This is a genomic window from Pseudomonas sp. NFPP24, from assembly GCF_900112095.1.
In the GTDB taxonomy this organism is placed as follows: Bacteria; Pseudomonadota; Gammaproteobacteria; order Pseudomonadales; family Pseudomonadaceae; genus Aquipseudomonas; species Aquipseudomonas extremorientalis.
The window spans coordinates 96,362-117,826 of the sequence record NZ_FOKD01000015.1 but is presented as its reverse complement, the minus strand read 5'-3'; the positions used below and the strand labels follow the sequence as shown (position 1 = coordinate 117,826).

Annotated in this window: 26 protein-coding genes, 1 tRNA gene and 3 pseudogenes; 21 read left to right on the top strand and 9 right to left on the bottom strand. The window is 59.0% G+C overall.

Going from position 1 to position 21,465, the window contains the following annotated elements:
- Nucleotides 1-9 precede the first annotated feature (9 nt).
- On the bottom strand, nt 10-225 hold the full coding sequence (locus tag BM026_RS26100; protein ID WP_025856028.1) for a hypothetical protein: 216 nt from the start codon (nt 223-225) through the stop codon (nt 10-12).
- A gap of 177 nt (nt 226-402) precedes the next feature.
- Here BM026_RS26100 and BM026_RS26095 point away from each other — a divergent pair, with 177 nt between their 5' ends.
- The 10 genes from BM026_RS26095 to BM026_RS26050 all read left to right on the top strand — a co-directional run bounded on the left by BM026_RS26095 (nt 403) and on the right by BM026_RS26050 (nt 9,786).
- On the top strand, nt 403-759 hold the full coding sequence (locus BM026_RS26095; protein ID WP_071488224.1) for a metalloregulator ArsR/SmtB family transcription factor: 357 nt from the start codon (nt 403-405) through the stop codon (nt 757-759).
- Nucleotides 760-778: 19 nt separating this feature from the next.
- The gene (locus BM026_RS26090; protein WP_092243745.1) at nt 779-2,062 is read left to right on the top strand and encodes an arsenic transporter; all 1,284 of its coding nucleotides are present in this window, start codon (nt 779-781) and stop codon (nt 2,060-2,062) included.
- Between the two features lie 13 nt (nt 2,063-2,075).
- Complete coding sequence (locus BM026_RS26085; RefSeq protein WP_093513268.1) at nt 2,076-2,546, top strand: arsenate reductase ArsC; 471 nt, start codon at nt 2,076-2,078, stop codon at nt 2,544-2,546.
- Nucleotides 2,547-2,557: 11 nt separating this feature from the next.
- Entirely contained in the window at nt 2,558-3,244 is a 687-nt protein-coding gene (gene arsH / locus BM026_RS26080; RefSeq protein WP_093530578.1) for an arsenical resistance protein ArsH, read from the top strand.
- A 49-nt stretch (nt 3,245-3,293) separates the two neighbouring features.
- Nucleotides 3,294-4,085: an AraC family transcriptional regulator gene (locus BM026_RS26075; protein ID WP_093121042.1), complete on the top strand. Its 792-nt coding sequence runs from the start codon at nt 3,294-3,296 to the stop codon at nt 4,083-4,085.
- Between the two features lie 75 nt (nt 4,086-4,160).
- Nucleotides 4,161-4,772 (top strand): LysE family transporter, encoded by a 612-nt coding sequence (locus BM026_RS26070; protein ID WP_093530576.1) that lies wholly within the window; start codon nt 4,161-4,163, stop codon nt 4,770-4,772.
- A 515-nt stretch (nt 4,773-5,287) separates the two neighbouring features.
- Nucleotides 5,288-5,581, top strand: a complete 294-nt coding sequence (locus BM026_RS26065) for a hypothetical protein (protein WP_071488216.1) — start codon at nt 5,288-5,290, stop codon at nt 5,579-5,581.
- Nucleotides 5,582-5,818: 237 nt separating this feature from the next.
- Nucleotides 5,819-8,533, top strand: coding sequence for a magnesium-translocating P-type ATPase (gene mgtA, locus BM026_RS26060; protein WP_092243754.1), 2,715 nt, complete (start codon nt 5,819-5,821; stop codon nt 8,531-8,533).
- Between the two features lie 65 nt (nt 8,534-8,598).
- Nucleotides 8,599-8,946, top strand: coding sequence for a DUF2493 domain-containing protein (locus tag BM026_RS26055; protein WP_025999705.1), 348 nt, complete (start codon nt 8,599-8,601; stop codon nt 8,944-8,946).
- A gap of 18 nt (nt 8,947-8,964) precedes the next feature.
- Nucleotides 8,965-9,786, top strand: a complete 822-nt coding sequence (locus tag BM026_RS26050) for a hypothetical protein (RefSeq protein WP_093530574.1) — start codon at nt 8,965-8,967, stop codon at nt 9,784-9,786.
- Here BM026_RS26050 and BM026_RS26045 read toward each other — a convergent pair.
- Nucleotides 9,783-10,472, bottom strand: a complete 690-nt coding sequence (locus tag BM026_RS26045) for a tellurite resistance TerB family protein (protein WP_093121045.1) — start codon at nt 10,470-10,472, stop codon at nt 9,783-9,785. The two genes, BM026_RS26050 and BM026_RS26045, sit on opposite strands and share 4 nt — an antisense overlap.
- Before the next feature lie 125 nt (nt 10,473-10,597).
- Between BM026_RS26045 and BM026_RS26040 the strand changes: the two genes are divergently transcribed.
- On the top strand, nt 10,598-11,125 hold the full coding sequence (locus BM026_RS26040) for a DinB family protein (RefSeq protein WP_093530572.1): 528 nt from the start codon (nt 10,598-10,600) through the stop codon (nt 11,123-11,125).
- A gap of 20 nt (nt 11,126-11,145) precedes the next feature.
- Here the strand turns inward: BM026_RS26040 and BM026_RS26035 are convergent, their stop codons facing one another.
- On the bottom strand, nt 11,146-11,331 hold the full coding sequence (locus BM026_RS26035; RefSeq protein WP_093513270.1) for a DUF2188 domain-containing protein: 186 nt from the start codon (nt 11,329-11,331) through the stop codon (nt 11,146-11,148).
- Between the two features lie 271 nt (nt 11,332-11,602).
- Here BM026_RS26035 and BM026_RS26030 point away from each other — a divergent pair.
- The 3 genes and pseudogenes from BM026_RS26030 (at nt 11,603) to BM026_RS26020 (ending at nt 13,025) form a co-directional block, all read left to right on the top strand.
- Nucleotides 11,603-11,689 (top strand) — tRNA-Leu (locus BM026_RS26030).
- Between the two features lie 135 nt (nt 11,690-11,824).
- Nucleotides 11,825-12,052 (top strand): annotated as a pseudogene (locus BM026_RS26025) (transposase); the annotation flags it as partial.
- Nucleotides 12,053-12,461: 409 nt separating this feature from the next.
- Nucleotides 12,462-13,025 (top strand): hypothetical protein, encoded by a 564-nt coding sequence (locus BM026_RS26020; protein ID WP_139217581.1) that lies wholly within the window; start codon nt 12,462-12,464, stop codon nt 13,023-13,025.
- 45 nt (nt 13,026-13,070) lie between these two features.
- Here the strand turns inward: BM026_RS26020 and BM026_RS26015 are convergent, their stop codons facing one another.
- Entirely contained in the window at nt 13,071-13,262 is a 192-nt protein-coding gene (locus BM026_RS26015; RefSeq protein ID WP_093513272.1) for a hypothetical protein, read from the bottom strand.
- 82 nt (nt 13,263-13,344) lie between these two features.
- Here BM026_RS26015 and BM026_RS26010 point away from each other — a divergent pair, with 82 nt between their 5' ends.
- Nucleotides 13,345-14,220 (top strand): hypothetical protein, encoded by an 876-nt coding sequence (locus BM026_RS26010; RefSeq protein WP_139212858.1) that lies wholly within the window; start codon nt 13,345-13,347, stop codon nt 14,218-14,220.
- A 50-nt stretch (nt 14,221-14,270) separates the two neighbouring features.
- On the opposite strand, the gene BM026_RS26005 is transcribed toward BM026_RS26010, so the two are convergent.
- Both BM026_RS26005 and BM026_RS26000 read right to left on the bottom strand, forming a co-directional pair.
- Nucleotides 14,271-14,615, bottom strand: coding sequence for a hypothetical protein (locus tag BM026_RS26005; protein ID WP_093121048.1), 345 nt, complete (start codon nt 14,613-14,615; stop codon nt 14,271-14,273).
- Nucleotides 14,612-14,950, bottom strand: a pseudogene (locus BM026_RS26000) (MFS transporter). Before BM026_RS26000 ends, BM026_RS26005 begins: the two are co-directional and overlap by 4 nt.
- Before the next feature lie 27 nt (nt 14,951-14,977).
- Between BM026_RS26000 and BM026_RS25995 the strand changes: the two are divergent.
- From BM026_RS25995 to BM026_RS25980, 4 genes and pseudogenes are all read left to right on the top strand, one after another.
- Nucleotides 14,978-16,297: pseudogene (locus BM026_RS25995) on the top strand (Heme peroxidase); the annotation flags it as partial.
- Nucleotides 16,294-16,887 carry a hypothetical protein gene (locus BM026_RS25990; protein WP_093530570.1) on the top strand — a complete coding sequence of 198 codons (594 nt, stop codon included), beginning with the start codon at nt 16,294-16,296 and terminating at the stop codon, nt 16,885-16,887. The pseudogene BM026_RS25995 and the gene BM026_RS25990, both read left to right, overlap by 4 nt.
- A 100-nt stretch (nt 16,888-16,987) precedes the next feature.
- Entirely contained in the window at nt 16,988-17,842 is an 855-nt protein-coding gene (locus BM026_RS25985; RefSeq protein WP_093513274.1) for a hypothetical protein, read from the top strand.
- A gap of 94 nt (nt 17,843-17,936) precedes the next feature.
- Nucleotides 17,937-18,425 (top strand): hypothetical protein, encoded by a 489-nt coding sequence (locus BM026_RS25980; RefSeq protein WP_093530568.1) that lies wholly within the window; start codon nt 17,937-17,939, stop codon nt 18,423-18,425.
- A 131-nt stretch (nt 18,426-18,556) separates the two neighbouring features.
- On the opposite strand, the gene BM026_RS25975 is transcribed toward BM026_RS25980, so the two are convergent.
- Nucleotides 18,557-18,844 carry a hypothetical protein gene (locus tag BM026_RS25975; protein ID WP_256575556.1) on the bottom strand — a complete coding sequence of 96 codons (288 nt, stop codon included), beginning with the start codon at nt 18,842-18,844 and terminating at the stop codon, nt 18,557-18,559.
- A gap of 181 nt (nt 18,845-19,025) precedes the next feature.
- Between BM026_RS25975 and BM026_RS25970 the strand changes: the two genes are divergently transcribed.
- The gene (locus BM026_RS25970) at nt 19,026-19,586 is read left to right on the top strand and encodes a hypothetical protein (protein ID WP_093530566.1); all 561 of its coding nucleotides are present in this window, start codon (nt 19,026-19,028) and stop codon (nt 19,584-19,586) included.
- A gap of 9 nt (nt 19,587-19,595) precedes the next feature.
- Here BM026_RS25970 and BM026_RS25965 read toward each other — a convergent pair whose 3' ends face one another.
- Both BM026_RS25965 and BM026_RS25960 read right to left on the bottom strand, forming a co-directional pair.
- Nucleotides 19,596-19,853, bottom strand: a complete 258-nt coding sequence (locus tag BM026_RS25965; protein WP_093530564.1) for a hypothetical protein — start codon at nt 19,851-19,853, stop codon at nt 19,596-19,598.
- 85 nt (nt 19,854-19,938) lie between these two features.
- On the bottom strand, nt 19,939-20,346 hold the full coding sequence (locus BM026_RS25960) for a hypothetical protein (protein WP_139217580.1): 408 nt from the start codon (nt 20,344-20,346) through the stop codon (nt 19,939-19,941).
- 102 nt (nt 20,347-20,448) lie between these two features.
- On the opposite strand from BM026_RS25960, the gene BM026_RS25955 reads away from it, so the two are divergent.
- The gene (locus tag BM026_RS25955) at nt 20,449-21,015 is read left to right on the top strand and encodes a hypothetical protein (RefSeq protein ID WP_256575555.1); all 567 of its coding nucleotides are present in this window, start codon (nt 20,449-20,451) and stop codon (nt 21,013-21,015) included.
- Nucleotides 21,016-21,465 lie beyond the last annotated feature (450 nt).

Genomic DNA, 21,465 nt, shown 5'->3' with positions numbered 1-21,465 from the left:
CGATCTTGCTCAGGCGAGCCGGACCGACACTTGTTCCACCGAATCACGCGCTTCGCGCAGTTCGTGAGCATCCTGGTTGAGTCGGTGAATAGTATTGAGCAGGCGCTGGCGCAGCACTTCATCGCCGAGCTTTTCGACGGCGCGCATCAGGTCGAACGCCGCGGTTTCGTTATTTTCCGCGACGGAATCCAGGGTCTTGCGCAGGTTGCGAGTGGCACGGGTCACGCGGGGTCTTCCTTCATCAGCAATGGGCAGGCACTTTAGGACATTCGTGTTTCATTTTAATTTCAGACACTTGTGGTGATTTTCGAGACATATGATCCAAGTCAATTGAAACAGGATTTGACCAATACATATGGGAATACGTATATTCGGATAACCATATATACGAAGGCCTTGACCATGTCGGACCTCATCTCCCCGCCCACCCTGTTCAAATGCCTGGCCGATGCCACCCGGGCACGCCTGACGTTATTGATCCTGCGCGAAGGCGAACTTTGCGTGTGCGAACTGATCCATGCCTTGGACGACAGCCAGCCAAAAATCTCCCGTCACCTGGCGCAACTGCGCAGTTGCGGCTTGCTGCTGGATCGTCGTCAGGGTCAATGGATCTATTACCGCATCAATCCGGCATTACCCGACTGGGTCACTGCCGTGCTGCACACCACTTTGCAAGCCAACCAGCCCTGGTTGCACAGCGACGCACTGCGTCTGGATGCAATGGGCGACCGACCACAACGGGCCAGCACCTGCTGCTGAGCCACCGGAGCGTTTATCCATGCTTGTCGCCATCGCGATTTTTATCTTCACCATTGTTCTGGTCATCTGGCAGCCCAAAGGCCTGGGCGTCGGCTGGAGCGCAACCCTGGGCGCGATCCTGGCCCTGGCCTTCGGCGTGATCAGCCTGGCCGACATTCCAGTGGTATGGCACATCATCTGGAATGCCACCGGCACTTTTGTCGCGCTGATCATCATCAGCCTGCTGCTGGATGAGGCCGGTTTTTTTGCCTGGACCGCCTTGCATGTGGCGCGCTGGGGACGTGGACGCGGACGGCGTTTGTTTGCCTATATGGTGCTGCTCGGCGCGCTGGTGTCGGCGTTGTTTGCCAATGACGGCGCAGCGCTGATCCTGACGCCCATCGTGATGTCGATGCTGCTGGCCCTGCGCTTTTCCCCGGCGGCAACCCTGGCTTTCGTCATGGGCGCGGGATTCATCGCCGACACGGCCAGCCTGCCGCTGGTGGTGTCGAACCTGGTGAACATCGTTTCGGCCGACTACTTCAAGATCGGTTTCAACGAATACGCCGCCGTGATGGTGCCGGTGAACTTCGTCAGCGTCGCGGCCACCCTGGCGGTATTGCTGTGGTTCTTCCGCCGCGATATTCCACAAACCTACGACCCGGCCGACCTGGACGACCCCGCCAGCGCCATCCACGACCGCGCGACCTTCCGCGCCGGCTGGTGGGTGCTGGGCATCCTGCTGGTGGGGTGCTTCGCCCTGGAACCGCTGGGCATTCCGATCAGTGCGATTTCCGCCGCCTGTGCCCTGCTGTTGCTGGTGATCGCCGCCAAGGGGCACAAGATTTCCACGCGCAAAGTGCTGAAGGAAGCACCGTGGCAGATCGTGATCTTTTCCCTGGGCATGTACCTGGTGGTCTACGGTCTGCGCAACGCCGGCCTGACCACCTACCTGGCCACCTGGCTCGACACGTTTGCCACTTACGGCGTGTGGGGCGCGGCCATGGGCACCGGTGTGCTGACGGCGCTGCTGTCGTCGGCGATGAACAATCTGCCTACGGTGTTGATCGGCGCGCTGTCCATCGAGTCCAGCCATGCCGTGGGTGTGGTCAAGGACGCGATGATCTACGCCAACGTGATCGGCAGCGACCTCGGCCCGAAGATCACCCCTATCGGCAGCCTGGCCACCTTGCTGTGGCTGCACATCCTGGCGCGCAAAGGCATCAGCATCACCTGGGGCTACTACTTCAAGGTCGGCATCGTGCTGACCCTGCCGGTGCTGTTGATCACCCTCGCCGCCCTCGCCTTGCGCCTGAGTTTCTAACGGAGATACCCCGATGAAAGTCCTGTTCATGTGTACCGCCAACAGCTGCCGCAGCATCTTGTCCGAAGCCATGTTCAACCACCTGGCGCCGGAAGGCTTCGAAGCGATCAGCTCCGGCAGTTTTCCCAAGGGCCAGGTGCTGCCACGTAGCTTGAGCACGTTGCAGGCGGCCGGGATCAGTACCGAAGGGTTGTACAGCAAGGGCAACGATGCCTTTGAAGGCAGCCCGCCGGATGTGGTGATTACGGTGTGCGACAAGGCCGCCGGCGAAGCCTGCCCGGTGTACTTCGGGCCGGCCGTGAAGGCGCACTGGGGGTTGGAAGACCCGTCGGACGTCCAGGGTGACGACGCCAGTGTGCAAGCGGCATTCGACGCCACACTGAAGACCATCGCCACGCGCTGCAGGGCGTTCTTCGTCCTGCCCTTCGGCGAACTCGGCCCTGCCGACCTCAAGGCGGAACTCGCGCGCATTGCGCAGTTGTAATCGGAGGCCCTATGACGACGCTGCCCAATCTGGACCTGTCCCTGATCGACTCAAAACCGGCCAGCCCGGACCAGCCGCCGCGCATCCTGCTGCTCTACGGTTCGACCCGCGAACGCTCGTTCAGCCGCCTGCTGGTGGAAGAAGCCGCACGGCTGTTGCAGCACTTTGGCGCGCATACCCGCATCTTCAACCCCAGCGGCCTGCCATTGCCGGATGACGCGCCCAGTGACCACCCCAAGGTGCAGGAACTGCTGGAACTGATGCAGTGGTCCGAAGGCCAGGTGTGGTGCTCGCCCGAGCGGCATGGCTCGATGTCGGCGGTGTTCAAGGCGCAACTGGACTGGGTGCCCTTGACCCTGGGCGCGGTCCGCCCGACTCAGGGCCAGACCCTGGCGGTGATGCAAGTGTCCGGCGGCTCCCAGTCCTTCAACACCGTCAACCAGCTGCGGGTGCTGGGGCGCTGGATGCGCATGTTCACCATCCCCAACCAGTCCTCGGTACCCAAGGCCTTCATGGAGTTCGATGAACAGGACCGCATGAAGCCCTCGGCGCTTTATGATCGGGTCGTCGATGTAATGGAAGAACTGGTGCGCTTCACCCTGCTGCTGCGCGACCGCCCCGACCTGGTGGACCGTTACTCGGAACGCAAGGAAAGCGCCGATGAACTGTCGCGCCGGGTCAATCAACGGTCGATTTGACCACCCCTGCCAGCGTATGCTCGTGCCTGTCCCCGACTGAGTGAAATCGATGAGCGCCGTGCAACACGCCTGGCTGGGCAACTATGAAGTCAGCAGCACTACCTGCACCGGCCTGACTTTTGCCCGCCACAGCCATGATGAATGTGTGATCGGCGTGAACCTGGCAGGCGAGGAAAAGGTCTGGCTGGATCGTCGCGAGTTCCACGCCGGCCCAGGCTCCATCACCCTGTACAACCCCGGTCAGATTCAAGGCGGCGGTGCGGCCGATGGTGCGCCCTGGCACTTTGTGAGCCTGTACGCCACGGCGGATCAATTGGCGGCGGACCTGGGGCTGGTGCATCTGGAATTTGACCGTGCCTTATGTGTTCAGCCCGAGCTTGCCCTGCGACTGGCCGCCGCAATCAAGGGTGCGCTAAACGGTGACACGCTGGTTCGCGACGTGAATGAAGATGCCTTGGTGCTGCTGTTGGCAGAGGTCGTGAACATCAGCGGCGTACGTCTGCCCGGCACCGCCAGCCCCGGCAAACCCCTGATCAGCCGCGCCCAGGCATTACTCGCCGAACACCTGCATCAACCCCTGACCCTGGACCACCTGGGCGGCGAACTGGGGTTGTCCAAATTCCACCTGCTGCGTGCCTTCCAGAAAGAAACCGGGCTGACGCCCAGGGAGTGGGCCATGCAGTTGCGTACCCGTCGCGCCAAAAGCCTGTTGCGCAATGGGGTTCCCGCCGGCGAGGCGGCCCACGACCTGGGCTTCGCCGACCAGAGTCACCTGAACCGGCATTTCCGGGCGGCCTACGGCATCACTCCTGGCCACTATCAAAGCACCGTGAAGCGCTGAACAGCGCAATCTGGTCCAAGACACCGCACCTGCACACCCTCACACTGCCCCACCTCACTTGAAGGAAATGCGGGCATGCTGACGATCTTTTTTTATGCACTGATATTCGGTTTTGTGTTTTGCCTCTCCCCCGGCGCCGTGCTCGCGGAGACCCTGCGCCGTGGCTTGCTGCATGGCTTTACACCTGCCCTGCTGGTGCAGTTCGGCTCACTGGTGGGCGATGCCGTGTGGGCAGTGATCGGCCTGACCGGGATCGCCCTGCTGATCCAGCATGACACGGTGCGTGTGCCGTTGACGGTGGTGTGTGCGTTTTACCTGGCCTGGCTGGGCGCACGCAGCCTGATCGATGCCTGGCACCTGCCACAACCGGACAGCGCGCCGGCCAGCACCCGGCAAAATGCCCTGGCGGTAGGCGTTGCAATTTCCCTGGCCAACCCGAAGAACATCGTCTACTGGGGCGCACTGGGCAGTGCGCTGTCGGGGATCGTCGGCACCACGCCCAGCCACGGGCAGACGCTGATGTTCTTTGCCGGGTTCATGCTCGCGTCGATCTTGTCATGCTTTCTGATTGCCGCTCTGGTGAACCTGTTGCGGCAGAACGCCTCGCCCACTTGGCAGCGCATCAGTTATGCCGCCTGTGGGCTGGTGCTGATCTACCTGGCGCTGCTGGCCTGGCAAGGCCTCTGATCAGGCCGGCCAGCGGCGGTGCAGGTCATCGATCACATAGGCATGCCCATGCACGCCGGCGTGATGGTGCAGCAGGTGCGGATGGCCGGCGGGCAGGTCGTGGTGTTCGTGCGCCACGGGATATAGACAAGCCCGTTCATCTCCACCTTCAAAAACAACTACTTCCCGCTCACAACGCTGAAGAAGTGCAAGTAACGATACAGCCGAAGCAGAACTGAAACAGCCCTTCTATCTGAACAGACTCTGAACTTGTAATGAATTAATACATTAAGCGTTGACATCCTGCATCGCCCTGAGTAGATTGCCCGTGCCTGCAACTGGGGCCTTTTTTAAACCTCACAAAAGAAGCCAATGGACACAGTATCTAGTCGCTGTCCGAGCACCGCCTTGGCGGGCATCGGGCGCCAAACCCAGAACATGACAGGACTCGCCTCCCCGGTCCGGTAAGCTGCGCTAGAGCTTGATGCTCCACCGTAACTGCCTCGCCGGTCGCTTGTCCGGTCCCGAGGTGTGTTATGACCTTGCTAACCCTTGCTTTGCCCGATGTACGCACACTAGCGGCAGCCCTGCGTGCCAAGCTGTGCCGTGAGCCTGTGGGTTTTTCGCCTACCCGCTCAACCTTTGCTGCACCCTCCCCCCAAGTGCGCCCGGCCTACCCGCTGGCGCATTGGCGTATCTGCCCTGACAGCGGCCAACTGGTCCAGCACTGGGATCACGCCGACCCTCAAGACCCACAGAGACCCAAGGTTTCCAGCCTGGCAAAGGCCAGCTTGATGCTCGGTCTGTATGTGAGCGCTCGCGCCGCCTGACTTGGCTGGAAACAGCAACTTCCTGATTATTGTTCTGGAGTTCTTTTATGAACACGTCCAGTAGTAGCCCGCTGCGCGCTAATTAATTAACGCGCTGTTAGCGGGCACTGTAGAAGTTATGTGAACACCTTATTTAAACCGATCGCGAAGTTAGCGACTCGGCATGCTTTCGCTCGCCTGTCATCAGGCCGGTAACGGGTATGTTTTGTCGAAAAATTGGCGACAGGAGCACACACCATGAGCGCCGTAAAAAACGCCCCATTGAACAAAAAGAGCAGCAGCCACACCGACACCAGACTGTCGATGCGTGCCGCCCGCGAAGCCCAGAACGGATTGTCGGCCACCTTGGCCAACGTCCGCGCCACCAAGGACGGCCTCACCGAGCTGGACGCCCAGGCGCGCCTGCAACGCGAAGGCTACAATGAAGTCGCCCATGACAAGCCGCCTCACGCCATCGTGCAGTTCCTGCAGGCACTGAACAACCCATTCATCTATGTGCTGCTGACCCTGGGCGGCATCAGCTTCTTCACTGACTGCTGGCTGCCGATGCAGGAAGGCGAAGACGCCGACCCGACCAAAGTCATCATCATCATGACCATGGTATTGCTCAGCAGCCTGCTGCGCTTCTGGCAGGAACATCGCTCGGCCAAATCCGCCGAAGCCCTCAAGGCCATGGTCCGCACCACGGCCACCGTACTGCGCCGTGAGCAAGTGGGCTCGCAACCGACCCTGCGTGAAGTGCCGATGCGCGAGCTGGTGGCCGGCGATATCGTGCAGCTGTCGGCCGGCGACATGATCCCGGCCGATATCCGCCTGATCGAGTCCCGTGACCTGTTCATCAGCCAGGCGGTGCTGACCGGCGAAGCCTTGCCGGTGGAAAAGTACGACACCCTCGGCGAGGTCACACAGAAATCCGCCAGCGCCATGGCCGCCGACCAGGGCAACCTGCTGGACCTGCCCAACATCTGCTTCATGGGCACCAACGTGGTCAGCGGTCGGGCACAAGCTGTCGTCGTGGCCACCGGGGCACGCACCTACTTTGGCTCCCTGGCCAAGGCGATTGTCGGCTCGCGGGTGCAAACCGCGTTCGACCGCGGCGTGAACAGCGTCAGTTGGTTGCTGATCCGCTTCATGCTGGTGATGGTGCCGATCGTGTTCCTGCTCAATGGTTTCTCCAAGGGTGATTGGGGGGATGCGTTCCTGTTTGCCCTGGCAGTTGCCGTAGGCCTCACCCCGGAAATGCTGCCGATGATCGTCAGCGCCAACCTGGCCAAGGGCGCCACGGCCATGGCCAAGCGCAAAGTGGTGGTCAAGCGCCTCAACGCGATCCAGAACTTCGGTTCGATGGATGTGCTGTGCACCGACAAGACCGGCACCCTGACCCAGGACAAGATCATTCTCGAACACCACGTCAACGCCTTCGGCCAACGTGACGACGCCGTGCTGTCCCTGGCCTGGCTCAACAGCCATCACCAGAGCGGCATGAAAAACCTGATGGACCAGGCGGTGGTGGAGTTCTCGGAACGTAATCCGAAGTTCCAGGTGCCGTTTGCCTACAGCAAAGTCGATGAGTTGCCGTTCGACTTCGTCCGCCGTCGCCTGTCGATCGTGGTCAAGGATGCCGCCGACGATCAACTGCTGGTGTGCAAAGGCGCCGTGGAAGAGATGCTGAGCATTTCCACGCATGTGATGGAAGCCGGCGCTGCGGTGCCACTGGATGATCGTCGCCGCGAGGAGCTGCTGGCGATCGCCAACGACTACAACGAGGACGGTTTCCGCGTGCTGGTAGTGGCGACCCGTCACATCCCTAAATCCCTGGCGCGTCAGCAGTACACCACGGCCGATGAGCGCAACCTGGTGATCCAGGGCTTCCTGACCTTCCTTGATCCACCGAAGGAAACCGCCGGCCCTGCGATTGCCGCGCTGCAACAGATTGGCGTGGCGATCAAAGTGCTCACCGGCGATAACGCCGTGGTCACCAGCAAGATCTGCCGCCAGGTCGGCCTCGATCCAGGCCAGCCGTTGCTGGGCACCGAAATCGAAGCGATGGACGACGCGACGCTGCTGCGCCGCGTGGAAGAACGTACCGTGTTTGCCAAGCTGACACCGCTGCAGAAATCCCGGGTGCTCAAGGCGCTGCAAGCCAACGGCCACACCGTAGGCTTCCTCGGTGACGGGATCAACGATGCACCGGCGCTGCGTGATGCCGACGTGGGGATCTCGGTCGACACCGCCACCGATATTGCCAAGGAATCAGCCGATATCATCCTGCTGGAAAAGAGCCTGATGGTGCTGGAAGAAGGTGTGCTCAAGGGCCGCGAAACCTTCGGCAATATCATGAAGTACCTGAACATGACCGCCAGCTCCAACTTCGGCAACGTGTTCTCGGTGCTGGTCGCCAGTGCATTCATTCCGTTCCTGCCGATGCTGTCGATCCACCTGCTGCTGCAGAACCTGATGTACGACATCTCCCAGCTGGCGCTGCCGTGGGACAAGATGGACAAGGAATACCTAGCCAAGCCGCGCAAGTGGGATGCGAAAAACATCGGCCGCTTCATGATCTGGATCGGGCCGACTTCGTCGATCTTCGACATCACCACCTTTGCGCTGATGTGGTACGTGTTCGCCGCCAACAGCGTCGAGATGCAGACCCTGTTCCAGTCCGGCTGGTTCATCGAGGGCCTGCTCTCGCAAACCCTGGTGGTGCACATGTTGCGCACCCGCAAGATCCCTTTCTTCCAGAGCACCGCCGCGTGGCCGGTGTTGATGATGACCTGCGTGGTGATCGTACTGGGGATCTACGTGCCGTTCTCGCCGCTGGGCACCCTGGTGGGCCTGCAACCGTTGCCGATGGCCTACTTCCCATGGCTGGTGGGCACCCTGCTCAGCTACTGCTGCGTGGCCCAACTGATGAAGACGATCTACATCCGCCGCTTCAAGCAGTGGTACTGATCTTCCCCGCCGTTTAAACGGTGGCGGTCGCCCGGCCGCCACCGTGCACTACAAGGAAACACCCTATGCGCGTCTTGATCTGTGCAGGTCGTCATTACGCCGACACCAAAATGTCCCGCCAGGTGCTGGACGCTTACCACCGCCTGCGTCCGGTGCAGGTATTGATCCACGGCGGCAACCAATTCCTTGGCAGTGACGTCGAGGAATGGGCGCGGGAACTGGGCATCGACGTGGTGCGCTACCCGCCCAACTGGCAACGCCACGGCAAACAGGCGGAACGCCAGCGCAACCATTTCATGCTGACCGACAGCCGCCCCGATGTGGTCATCGCCCTGCCCGGCGGGGACGACACCAGCGAGCTGGTGTGCCAGGCCAAGGCCAGCGGCATTTCGGTACTGACCGTAGAAAGCTGAATTCATGTGAGGTGCATCATGCACAAAAAACACACCCCAGCCCGCCAGGACGGGTTTGCCAAATACCGTGCGCGTCACTACCGCGGCGCACGCCACACGTTACTGCTGCTGCCACCGGCCAAACGCCGCGCATTGCAGCGCAATTTGATCTTTATCGGCCTGACACTGGGCATCCTGTTGACGATTGCCTTGCTGTCAAAAGCCAACGCAGCCGGCGGTTCCTATGTGGTCGACGATGGCGCGATCAACGCGCCGGGCGAATGCAACGTCGACGCCTGGTACACCGCTGACCGCCACGACGGCAGTACGCATACAGAAACGCTGTCACCGGCCTGTACCTTCGCCGCGCTGCCGTCGGTGCAATGGGGTGCTGCCCTGTCGCGTGCAACCAGCACAGACAAGGGCGAAACCCAGGTGAACCCGCAGCTCAAGGCCCAGGTATGGTCGCGGGAGGATCTGGGCCTGGAGCTGGCCCTGTCCACCGGCGTGCATTTGGCCCTGGGTCGTCAACACGGGTTTGATGGCGCAGACTTCAATATCCCGTTGACCTGGCAACCGCTGACGCCCCTGCGGCTGAACCTGAATGCCGGCTGGTCCCATGCCTACAACGATGGTGACCAGCAACACCGCCTGACCTGGGGCACCGGTTTCGAGTATCAGGTGGCACCGTTGTTGACGCTGATCGCCGAGCGCTACGGCCAGGAAGGCGGTGACCAGGCCTGGCAGGCCGGGCCCCGGCTGCATTTGGGCGAATTCGTCGACGTGGACCTGGTGGTCGGTCGCAGCCTGATCGGGGATCGGGCGCAATGGCTGACTACCGGCGCCACACTGCGCTTCTAGGCCTTGGCCTGTTGTTCCAGGTGCAGTTGCAATTGCGGGTCGATTTGCAACTGCCCTGCCAGGTCGTCCAGGTAATTGCGTTCGGCGTCCTGCTGATCGTCCACCAGCATCACACTGGCCAGGTACACCTCGGCTGCCACCGCCGGGTCGCTGGCAAACTCGGCGAAATCCGCCGCATCCAGCGGCTTGGCCACCTCAGCGTCGAGCCATTGTTGCAGTTGCGGGTCGTCGGTATGCCGGCCCAGTTCATTGGAAATCAACTGCTGCTCTTGCTCATCGATGCGCCCGTCTGCCTTGGCCGCCGCGATCAAGGCACGCAGTACCGCGTGGCTGTGGGCTTCGGCGGCGGGACCGTCGAGCTGGTCCACCGTCTGGAAGGCTTGCTGTGGCGCGTTGGCCTGCTGGCGTTGCCAGGCCTGATAGGCCTGGAATGCGGCCATGCCCAGGGACGCGAGCGCCGCGTAATTCATTCCCCCGGAACGCCCTTGGGCAGGACGAGCGCCCGTGGTACCGCCCAGCATGCCGCCAAGGCCGCCCAATAGATCACCCAGGCCGCCACCGGTGGAAGCGTTGCCGGTGCTGGAGCCTTTCAGTAAACCGCCCAGCAGCCCGCCGAGGCCGCCAGTGGAAGCACTGCCACCTTGCCCGGCGCGCAAGAGTTGTTCCAGTAAGTCGCTGGTGTTCATGGTGCTACCCTCCCAGGGCACAGTGTTGGCGTCTGACAACCATAGCCCGGCCTTGCCGGAACACCATGACCGCCGGGCGGGCACGGCTTATCATCCCGTCACCGCGTCTTCGAGAGAACACCCACGTGAACCGGATTGAACACATCGCATTGATGGCGAACTACAACCAGTGGATGAACCGCAAGCTCTACGACGCGGCCAGTACGCTGTCGGACGCCGAGTTATTGATGGATCGCCAGGCGTTTTTCGGCTCGATCCTCGGCACGCTCAACCATGTGGCGCTGGGCGACACTGTGTGGCTCAAGCGGTTTGCCGGGCATCCAGCCGGCTACACGGCGCTGGCGCCGCTGGAGGCGATTGTCGCACCGGTCGACCTGAGGCAGTTGGCATTTGCCGATATCCGCGAACTGGCCACCCACCGCGCCTGGCTGGACCAGCTGATCATCGACTGGGCCCACACCGTGCGCGAGCCCGACCTGAATCAGCGCCTGCACTACAGCAACATGCGCGGGGTGACAGCCGACAAACCCTTCTTCAGCCTGCTGGTGCATTTCTTCAACCACCAGACCCATCACCGGGGCCAGACCACCACGCTGCTGTCCCAGGCGGGGCTGGATGTGGGCACTACGGATTTACTGGCGCTGATCGACTGAGTTCGGCAGCAAGCATCGATCTACCTGGCCATCGGCCTGGTGCGGGCACGATACCCGGGCAGCGTGGCAGCATACGCCAGTGCCTGCTCACGGGAATTGAAGGACGCCAACCGGTCCTGGGGCGTGCACACCCGCCAGGGTCCATAGTTTACCCGTACCACGTCGTACCCATTGATGTGCAGCTTGTTCAGCATTGGAGTGCTCATAATCACCTCGTCTACCTGAGATGTTGCCAGCGTTGCAGGCTTTACCTTACACCCCGAATACCGCAATGGACGACCGCATGTCGTGTCGGCTTTTGATGCCAGGGTCAACAGCGCGGGCCGACGACATCCTCCGGGGCGCTGCCGAAAACCTTTCTAGATCAATGATCTGGCAAGCTTTTTCGCCCATCAACGAATGCAATAAAGCCCCTCTGCGACCTTGCATCCAAGCGTCTGGATCTATATATTCCCAACCCTGCTACACCGCGCTACCGCCCGAATGGCGAAACTGGTAGACGCATGGGACTTAAAATCCCCCGCTCGTAAGGGCGTCCCGGTTCGATTCCGGGTTCGGGCACCATCTCTTGCTCCATGGGCAGCCAGTAACGTCCATGAAGCCTTTTAAAACCCGCCCCAGCAGGCTGTGTAAAAACCTAGCAATCTGCCGCCCGGTTTAAGAAAAATGCCCGTATCGCAAGATACGGGCATTTTTCTTATGCGCTATATCCAAGGTGAAGACCGTACTCAAGGCACTCAGTTTCCAGTCTCACTGGACGAACTCATTCCCGAAGACCATCTGGTTCGGGTGATCGAAGCCTATATTTCTCTGCTGGACCTTGAGCAACTTGGGTTCGACAAAGCCGTTCCAAAAGCAACCGGACGCCCGTCGTACCATCCCGGCGACCTGCTTAAACTCTACCTCTACGGCTATTTCCAACAGGTCTTGAGACTTTGGTGCCTCGCTTGGGCAGGACTTGAAATGGTGGCTGGATGCCGGTATTGGTGGGGATCAAATTCACATATAGAGATCAAACATGTCGCAGCTATTTACGGAGCTATCCAACTACAACCTTCGCTCAAAATCCGCTGAAGACAAGCGTAGCCTGGCCGTAATTGCCGCTCTCGCTCTCATTCAAGCCAAGGTTTCAAATACCCCTGCTGACTGTAATATCGTCGCAGACGAGATGAATAAGCTCAGCGAATATGCTGACCAGATTCAAGAGGCCCTGAAGGTGAACTGAGCCAGCTGTGCCGCACTCACCTGCGGCACTTTTTCCCGATCAACGATCCGCCCATATTTGTGATTTAGTCGCGTGATGAATGGGTTGGACTAGCGAGATTCGCATTACCTGATGAAGAAAGTAGCCCCGACACAACAGCTCAATCACCTTGAAAAAAAACCTCGAATGCTCCTGAGAGCTATCGCTACTTTCGGAGCAGGCCTGATAGCCGCTGTACCGCTTTTTCATCTTGTCGGTTACGGCGCCGAAAAATTAGTTGGCATTGGAAAGATTCAATCGACCGTCGAGGTGCAAGCCAAGCTAATCGCTGAGCTACAGGTTGAGAAGAAAACCCTTTCGGAGAAATCCGATCAACTGCAGGCCAAAGCGCATGACCTAGAGCTTAAGTTGAACAGGTCCGACTCAGACCTAAATGCCGCGAACCAGCAGTTGACTCAGCTAACGAATCTGCTTGGGGAGTACAAGAATCTCAACTCTCAATTGGGCAACCGCGTAAAAGCGAATGACCCGTGCTTGGCAATACAGCGTGTAATTGCTGACATTGAAGAAAAACTGGCGGTCAATCCGCCATGGACACATGCTTTGCAGGGCGAGCGCCGGGAAGAGGCCATGATTCAACTTGAAAAGCATCAGCAATCGCTCAGATCTTGCCTTTCCCCCAGCGTAAAACCCTAACCTGATGGCTGTTAAGTCTCGGCCTGAACAACTGCGACTTGCCAGTTATTCGGTCACCACTTGGTGTGTCTGTGCGTGGGCATGGCCGTGCAGATCTGCGACGATCAAGCCCTGGGGCAGCCCGGAAGCCTTGGCAGCCTCGATCGCCTTGGCAATGGCGCTATCCAGATCAGTCAGGGCCTTGTTGATTTCCGGGCTCATCGGAAGCGCGTGGCGCAGGCGGATGACGTTGCTCATGCATGACCCTCTGCAATGAAACTCTGCACCAATCGGAAACCTCACCATAACTCCGACTCATACCGGAGTGACGGTCAAGCACGTGAGCTACCCCACCCTGATTGAATCCATTACAGTAATGGCGACTCGAACAACTGCAATCACGGAAGAAACGCCTTTGAAACTTCGTCTTTCAGTCCTGCTTTTCAGCATAGCTCTGTGTGCTGAGGTACAGGCTGCGCCATCCCCCGAAACCGAAGCTGTCTTTGAACACGCAATGCTGTTAGCTGATGACATACAGCAACGAGCTGATCAGCTGGTTGAAAACGAACAGCAGGGTAAAACTGACAAGCTCACACTGAGCCAATCAATACAGGAGGCAACGAAAGGACTTGAGACCTATGAGGATGAACTGCGTAAAGCTAGCGCCGGGGGGCACGGTGTAGCTACTTTCATGTTGGCGAATATGCAAGAGAGTCGCGCGGCAACCTTTTTAAATGGCCATAAGGCTATGCATGTAGAAGCCTGCGCGCTTTACCAGAGCGCTGCGGATCAAGGCCTGGTTGCCGGAGCGATAATGCTGTTGCGCGACTGTGACGAGGCGTTCCTGCGATTCAAGTTCGATGACCCCGAATTTCTTCGCAAGTATAGCCAGCTAGCCAATGCCCTAGAGCGACCAGATCTGTACTCTGACCACTATCCATTGCCGGCGATACGCTCGTACTGCTTCAAAGATTCACTGAAAACGGAAGCCAACCGTCAACTACCCTTGACCACTATGAGGGACTTCTTCGAACCTGTTTCTCTGAGCCTGGAAAAGTTTCGCGCCGACGGGTATTACCTGTTGGCTCTTAAGGGCGATTTTGCGAACCCGAAAGTCCAGGGCTATTTCAAGCAGTCGCAGACGATAGCACCTGACTGCCTAGACCCTTCCAATCTCAAGTCACTTTTCGAAAATATAGAGAGAAAAAGCCACTGACTTCAGCCATCGTTCAACACGATTTGGCGCATTCGAAAACGTGGCGCGAATTACTTGTCCCTGCGCTCTATTCCACCTGGCGGGTTGTCACAGTTCAAGCAGTGCTCGCAGTTCAGCGTCCGGCACAGCCAGACCGTCACCCGCTGCCAGTACGTGACCATGAAGATGTGGCGGGCACCGGCCAGGGCCAGGGCGACGTGCAGCGTCAGGCCAGCACTGGTCGGACCGAAGAAGATGTTCTGGCTGCGCGCCATTACGACGAAGCCGCTGATGGCGATCGTCGAGTAGATCAGCTTCCCGAGGATGCCGTCCCTCACCTTCCCGCTCAGTACGCACCAGGCAGCCCACAGCGCGATAAGGCCGCAGGCGATGGAGTTGATCAGTTCAAGATTCATGGTGGATTGCCTCCCCCGAACCGCTGGCGAATGACCGCCCAGAGGTCAGCGGCTTTGATGGCTCGGTTGATTGCTGCCAGGAGAGAACCGCCGAACGTGCCCAGGAGAAAGCCAATCCCGGCGACGATCTTTGGCTCGGTGACATTCAGGTAGGCGCTGACCATGCTCGTCAGATACAGCGAGCAGGCCACACCCGTAACCAAGAACACCATTCAGGCGCGCCAGTCGGACAAGTCGTCTTTGTGCCACCAGCTCGCAACAACGGCCCCAATCAGGCCCGCAATCAAGAATTCGAACCTGTCGATCTTGTCGAGCAGGCGCTGGAGATACTCCATGCGCTCGACTCCGTCTGGCACGTTGGTGGTGAGACATTGTTCGAGCACAAACTGTGGAATGAGTCAGTCGTGGCCCAGGTGAAAGCTGGCGATCTGGCTCCGCACTACTATTGGCAGCTTGAGCAGCAACTGCTGGTGAGCGGCGCTGAGCGGGTCATCTTTGTTTGCCCGGACGGAACGCCGGAGAACTTCGTGCACATGGAGTACCGGCCGGTGGCCGGGCGCGCAGCCCAGTTGATCGAGGGCTGGAAACAGTTCGAGGCAGACCTGGCCAACTTCGAGCTGGCCGACGCGCCTTCAATCGTCGTCGGCAAGGCACCTGACGAGCTGCCAGCCCTGCGCATCGAGCTGACCGGCATGGTTACCGCCAGCAACCTGAAGGTGTTTGAAGATTCGGCGCTGGCCGTCATCGACTCGGTGAAAACCACGCTCTCCACCGACCAAGACTTCGCCGACGCCAAGAAGGCGGTCAAATGGTGCGGAGATGTTGAAGAGGCCGTGTCGGTCGCCAAGAAACAGGCCCTGTCGCAGACCCAAAGCATCGACGAGCTGTTTTCGTCGCTGGATCGCATCAGTGCCCATGCTCGCGAGACTCGCCTGAAAGTCGACAAGCTGGTGAAGGCCCAGGAACTGCTGGTAAAGACCACCATCAAGCAAAAGGCAGAGCTAGCGCTTGCGGAACACATCGCCGGGATCAACAGGACCTTGGGCCAGGTGGCGCTGCCTAATGTGCACGTCGACTTCGCCGGCGCCATGAAGAACAAGCGCACCATCGCCAGCCTTCAGGACGCAGTTGATACCGAACTGGCCCGGGCAAAGATCGACGCGAGTCAGGCGGCGGATAGCATTCGCTTGAACCTGACCAGTCTGGCGGAGCTCGCTGTTGATCACGCCTTCCTGTTTAGCGATGTGCAGCAGCTGGTAACCAAAGCCAACGATGACCTGGTGACGCTGATCAAATTCCGCATCTCCGAACACCAGAAGGCGGAGCAGGAAAAGGCCGACGCGAAGCGCATCGCCGAAGAGCAGGAAGCCCGGCGACTGGCAGCCATCAAGCCAGAGCCAGTCGCGGAGAAAGTGGCGGCGCCCGAGCCAGTCCGCGCCGCGCCTGTTCAGGCAGCGGCACCCGTCGCCCAGGCTACAAAGCCAGTAACGAGCCACGTGGTCGATCAGGTAGCGCTGCAGGCCAGCGTGACGGACTTCGAGGCACTGGTGAAGGCCGTAGCATATGGTCAGGCGCCGATTACGCTGCTTCTGGTCAACTGGGATGTGCTCGACGCAATGGTCGCAGCGCAGGGGTCAACCTTCAGCATGGCCGGGGTGACACTCGGCAAGGCGGCAGCATGATCAGCAACCACCATAACGAAGTAGAGCGCCTGCGCCCTGCACATGAAGAACTTGCCGCCCAGGTCGCTGAGTTTGTGGCGGCTGGCGGCAAGATCGAAGTGGCCGAGCCGATCGGCTACAAGCCCAAACCCATCACCTACAGCAACCAGATGCCGCCGGCGCCGAAGCCATTCGTTCGGCGGCGTGTTGAGGCGGCTCCCCTGCCCCTCGACAAAACCGACATCCGATCACAGGACCGGCTCAAGATGGCTGAGCAGATACGCCAGTTGGGCCTAACCCTCACCCAGACCGAGGTGGCGGCCGAACTTGGTGTAAGTCGACGGCTTATCTACAACTACGCCGCCCGGTACGACATCACGTTCAAAGCCCCAACCCGGGGAGGCGCGCGGAACCTGGTGCGCAAGGAAGTTGACGAAGCGCGCGACGCCAAGCTCGCCGAACGCATCCGTGCCTTCCTTGAGTTGGGCATCACTCGGCGCCAGTGCTGCGGGAAGCTGGCGATTGGCAACAAGGCCTTTGAGCGGATCATAGCCGCCCACGGCATCGACTATCCCAAAGCGCGGCGTGGCAGCACCTCATGCGCCGCATAACCCGCACCCCGCAACGCAGCTTTGGAGGATCACAACGACAAATCATCTCTTAAAACGCTTCACCCGAAACGACAACCAACCAAACTTGAAAGGAATCAACATGAAAAAGATCATCATGGCACTCGCATGCCTAGCATCCGTCGCCGCAAATGCAGAGACATATTCAACATATCCGGAATCCCCTGGCACAGCTGTCGGTTTCGTAACGTCTGTTGTGGAGTACAACCCCGGCAGCGGCGGATATGGCGACGGGGCGATTCAAAGTAACGCCCTTGGTGCTCCCAACGGAAACTATCTGTCCCTCGGCAAGCTGGGAAATGCTGTTTTCAAAGTCGGCCCGAATCCACTCAAAGCTGATGGAACTCCAGCGATCGATATTTACGTCTATGAGGCGGGTTGGTGGGACTCATTCGACGTCTACATTTCAGCCAACGGTGTTTCCTACACAAAGCTCGTACCGACTACTACTGCAAAAGCATCGGGCGGTTCCGGCTCATGGGTGGGCTTTAACATTGACGGTCAAGTCGACACCGCGCTCTCCTACCCTTATGTGAAGGTGGTCGATACCAGCAGCAACCCCAGCACCATTCCCGGTACAGACGGCGCCGATATCGACGGCATTATGATTACGCACGCAGCCGCTCCGACAGGAGACTATGTGATGTATGACACTGATATGTATCAAGGTAAAACCTACAACCTGTACCAGGACAAAGACTCCGGGGCTGTGGGAGTGAAGGTAATTACTGCGACCGGCGCAGTTTCATATGTGCCGTTCTCAAGCGACAACTCTCTCCTCCCGATCGCGGTATCCGTGCAATCGGACGTCAATGGCGACTCGATCAACGACATAGATGTTTTGGTGACTCGTAAATCCGATAACGCGCAGCTCAACATTTACCGAGACTTCAGCGGCGCGCTCATCAAAACGATAGACAACTCCGCCATCAAGTAGCACTGCGCCGCGTCGTCCGGACCCAGATATTGGGCGAGGACGACAACTGAATCAGCTGCAACCCATCAATACCGTACCGAATAAGAGGTAGGCCATGGCAGCAGTACCGCAGAAAGAACGCTCGGCCAAGCATGCCGAGAAACGGCAGGAACTGGGAGAGCAGGAATTGCGGCACACAGTCTCGTACGGCAACCGGCAGATGCTCGACGAGTTGATGTGCTGGCATGAGATCGAGGAAGTCAGCGAGGCGGTACAACTGCTGGTGCTGAATGGCCGGGCCGAGGATCTCCCGCCGGCGCCGCCGAGGATCAAAGGCGCCTCTGACATCATCCGGCATTACTTCCGTCAGGGGATGCGCGACCGACTGGAAGCGCTCACTACCGAACTGGGCGAGACGAAAGAACGCAAGACCATCTGGCGGCTGATCGCACACGCTCACTCGCTGGGAGGTGAAGCATCTGCCCGGATGCTCGAAATTAAGCGCCACGGAATAGACATACCGCAAAACGTGGCGCGCAAATTACGGCAAGCAGGCTTTGCAGAATCGCTCCAAATGAACGCCGAAGACGACGGCGACGAATAACCCACCCTACTCGCTGCATCCGGTAACCGGAGGGCGCCGCAGGGACTGGAAAGGCCGTAAATTTGATCTAGCGGCATGATCAGGTCAGTGGCTCGATCGATAAATGAGCGCCGGCCATCCACTAGATTTAATTACTGAGCGCTAACACTTGGAACCCATAAAGTGCATGCAGTAGCGGCCTGAGCAATGAGCCAATCATGCTCACGCTTTGCGAAGGGACGAGGCATCTCATCAGAGATCCGAAGCGCAAAGTTATAGGCACCAACGACTTCGTTTTTAGTAGGCGTCGTTTCTTTCAATTTTGTGTTGGTTTTGAGTCCTTCTACCGCGCCATGCAGAGCTAGCGCCTGCTTGGAGGTGTCTGCGCTTTCTTCCAAGATATTTACCACGATAAAAGCTGCGTTGGAGCAGCGATCCATCTTTTCCCACTGCTTCAGCTATGCCTCATCACCGAGCGCTACAGCAGAGGTGAGCAACATCAGTGAGCCAATCCAAATACGCATAGTTTTGATCCTTCAAAAATTTCGGCATTAATACTCCACCCCAAACCAAATTGCCACCACCGGACTCCGGAGGGCGGCGCCTGACTGGAGATAATCCATGAGCAACTACATGTACAAGACCACCGCCCCCGGCGTGGTTGCCGCGGTGAACGCCTGGGACACCAAGCGAGCGGCCTGGAACGCGCAGCGCGCCAAACTGGGTCAGGTGTTCGGCGGCGAGACTTCGCCAATGCGCTCCGGCAGCCGGAGCTACGTTGGCGGCGTGAAGCTCAGTGCAAGCCGTGATCTGGATGTGCACTGGTGCCGTCCCGACCAATACGGGTACCGCGCGCTCCGCTCCAGCGCCAAGCCTGCGAAAGGGACGCCGAAGGAAGCACGCGCCGCCCTGGCCGCCGAGCATGAGCGCCTGTCGGCCCTGTGGAAGGAACATTGCCCTGCCAGCATCGATATGGACGAAACCTGGGAGGCGATCGGCCTGAACCCGGGCGCACTCTGGATGTGCGGCGGCGTGTTCTTCGAGGTGGATGGAGTCGTGTACCTGAACCTTGGCCTTCGGCTGGAGGGCGGCAACGAAAAGATCGAGGGCGCTGCCGAAATCCTCGGCAGCGAATTTGAAGCCGCGCGCCAGCATATGCTGCACAGGCGCAACGCTGCTTGATCAGAAACGTCAGCTGAACCAAGCCTTTTGGCAATAGTCCTTCAGGCGATTGATCACCGCTTCATCATCAGGGTCTTCAACTTCTACCAGTAGCTGCTCAAGAATGCTGACTTTGGCCTCAGTGTCCTTGTCGTAGATAGTCGCGATCCTTCGGGCTCTCCAGATCTCAACGCCGTATTCCCGCTCTCCTGGACGAACAGCCAGGACATCGTCGTACTTGCGAAGCTGGATTGTCTTTAGCTCGTCTTCATTGACCACGGTGATCATCTGCTTCTCCTTGATCCGGCTCCGTGCCGGTCACCCGTAATACCCCAACCTAAACCAATTGCCACCAGGCGTGGCAGCCTGACAATCACTTGGGCGAGACGTGCTGATCAACGCGCTCCCCGGTGCTTGTGTCGACAATGATTATGTCCCACCAAGTGTTTGCAGGAGGGTTGGTGAGCTTGTACGTGCGACCAGCAACAAAATCAACATCCCGAATCTTCCGCTCCAAAGAAGGAGTGGTGCCGATCCACTTCCTCAGTTCCAGTCGATGTCTGCCGGGAGCTAGTCGATATTCCGTTTGGGTGCCGAGCGCGAAATTGGTTTTCTGACCATCAATTGTGGCAATGAACAGTGACTTGTCGGTTAGGCCGATACGCGCAACGTCAGAATCCGGTAATCCTTCAGCTGCTTTTTCGGTGTAAGAGATACAGCCACTGGTGACAGAGATAACCAGAGCTAATCCTAATACTCGCAACACTTGCCCTTTCCACATGCCAATCTCCAGTTCCTTATGGATGAGCGCAGCATTCAACCCCAACCCAAACCAAATTGCCACCACCGGTCACGGAGGGCGGCGCCTGACTGGAGATACTCCATGAGCAAGCCAAAAGTCGATCCGGCATCGCGTAAGGTGCTGGCCTACTCCGTAGAGACCAACGACCCAGAAGAATCCAACATCCAGTTCGCCACGTCGAACGCAGCGGCTCGACGCCAGGGTGCGGACGAGATTGGCACGGACTTCGGCGCAGTGTCCTGCCGACGCGCTCATTGGGCCGACCAGTATGCGCGCCAGCGCTTTATCCCGGCGAAGGCTTACATCGACGCCGGCTGGTGGTTCGGCTGCAACCATTGCGGGGCCAGGTGCGACAGTTATGCCAGCTATTGGGATGAAGAGACCGAAACTGATATTGCACTGGACCTGGTGTTCGATGGTCGCGTGGTCTACTGCTGTGTGGACTGTAAGTCCGGACACGAAGCCGAGGTCGCGGCACGCAATGTCAGATTTGAAGAGTTCAAGGCTCGGGTGGCGGCAGAGCGCCCCGGTGTAACTTTCACCGAGTTCACCGGTGGTTATCCATGGTGCGGCAACAAAGGGCTGTTCACTTTCCCCGGTGCCCAGTACGGCGGCTCGGTACTGACAAGGAAGAAGGCGAGGAACTGAATTGGTACGTAGCCCAAGGCGATAAAGCAGCCTGAGACCAATTCATCGCCGAGCAGTCAGCCGCCTGACCCGCCCTCACCTATTGCGCTAAGGCGTCAATCCAGCGGTTCAACTCGCCATCGATAGTACGAGTACAAATGAAATCGGCAATCGAGTGTTTTTTGTTGCTTCTGCTTAACTTTCAGCCGAAATTTCGAGCCGACACGGCTGGACGCCCTGAAACTTTTTGCGCATTCAACCACCATAGAGGGCGGATACTTTTGACCCGGCAATGGCCGCGCCCTGTTCTCCCCACGTCGCTCATCAAAAAATATCTCAACATCCAACAATTCATAATCACTCACAGCTAGATCCCTCCAACCTGCTTTACACGAACTTCAAAAAATACCCCACTTCACCCAATCACGCCACCCTGGCGAGAGCGACGTCTAGATTAGGTTTCATCCCGCC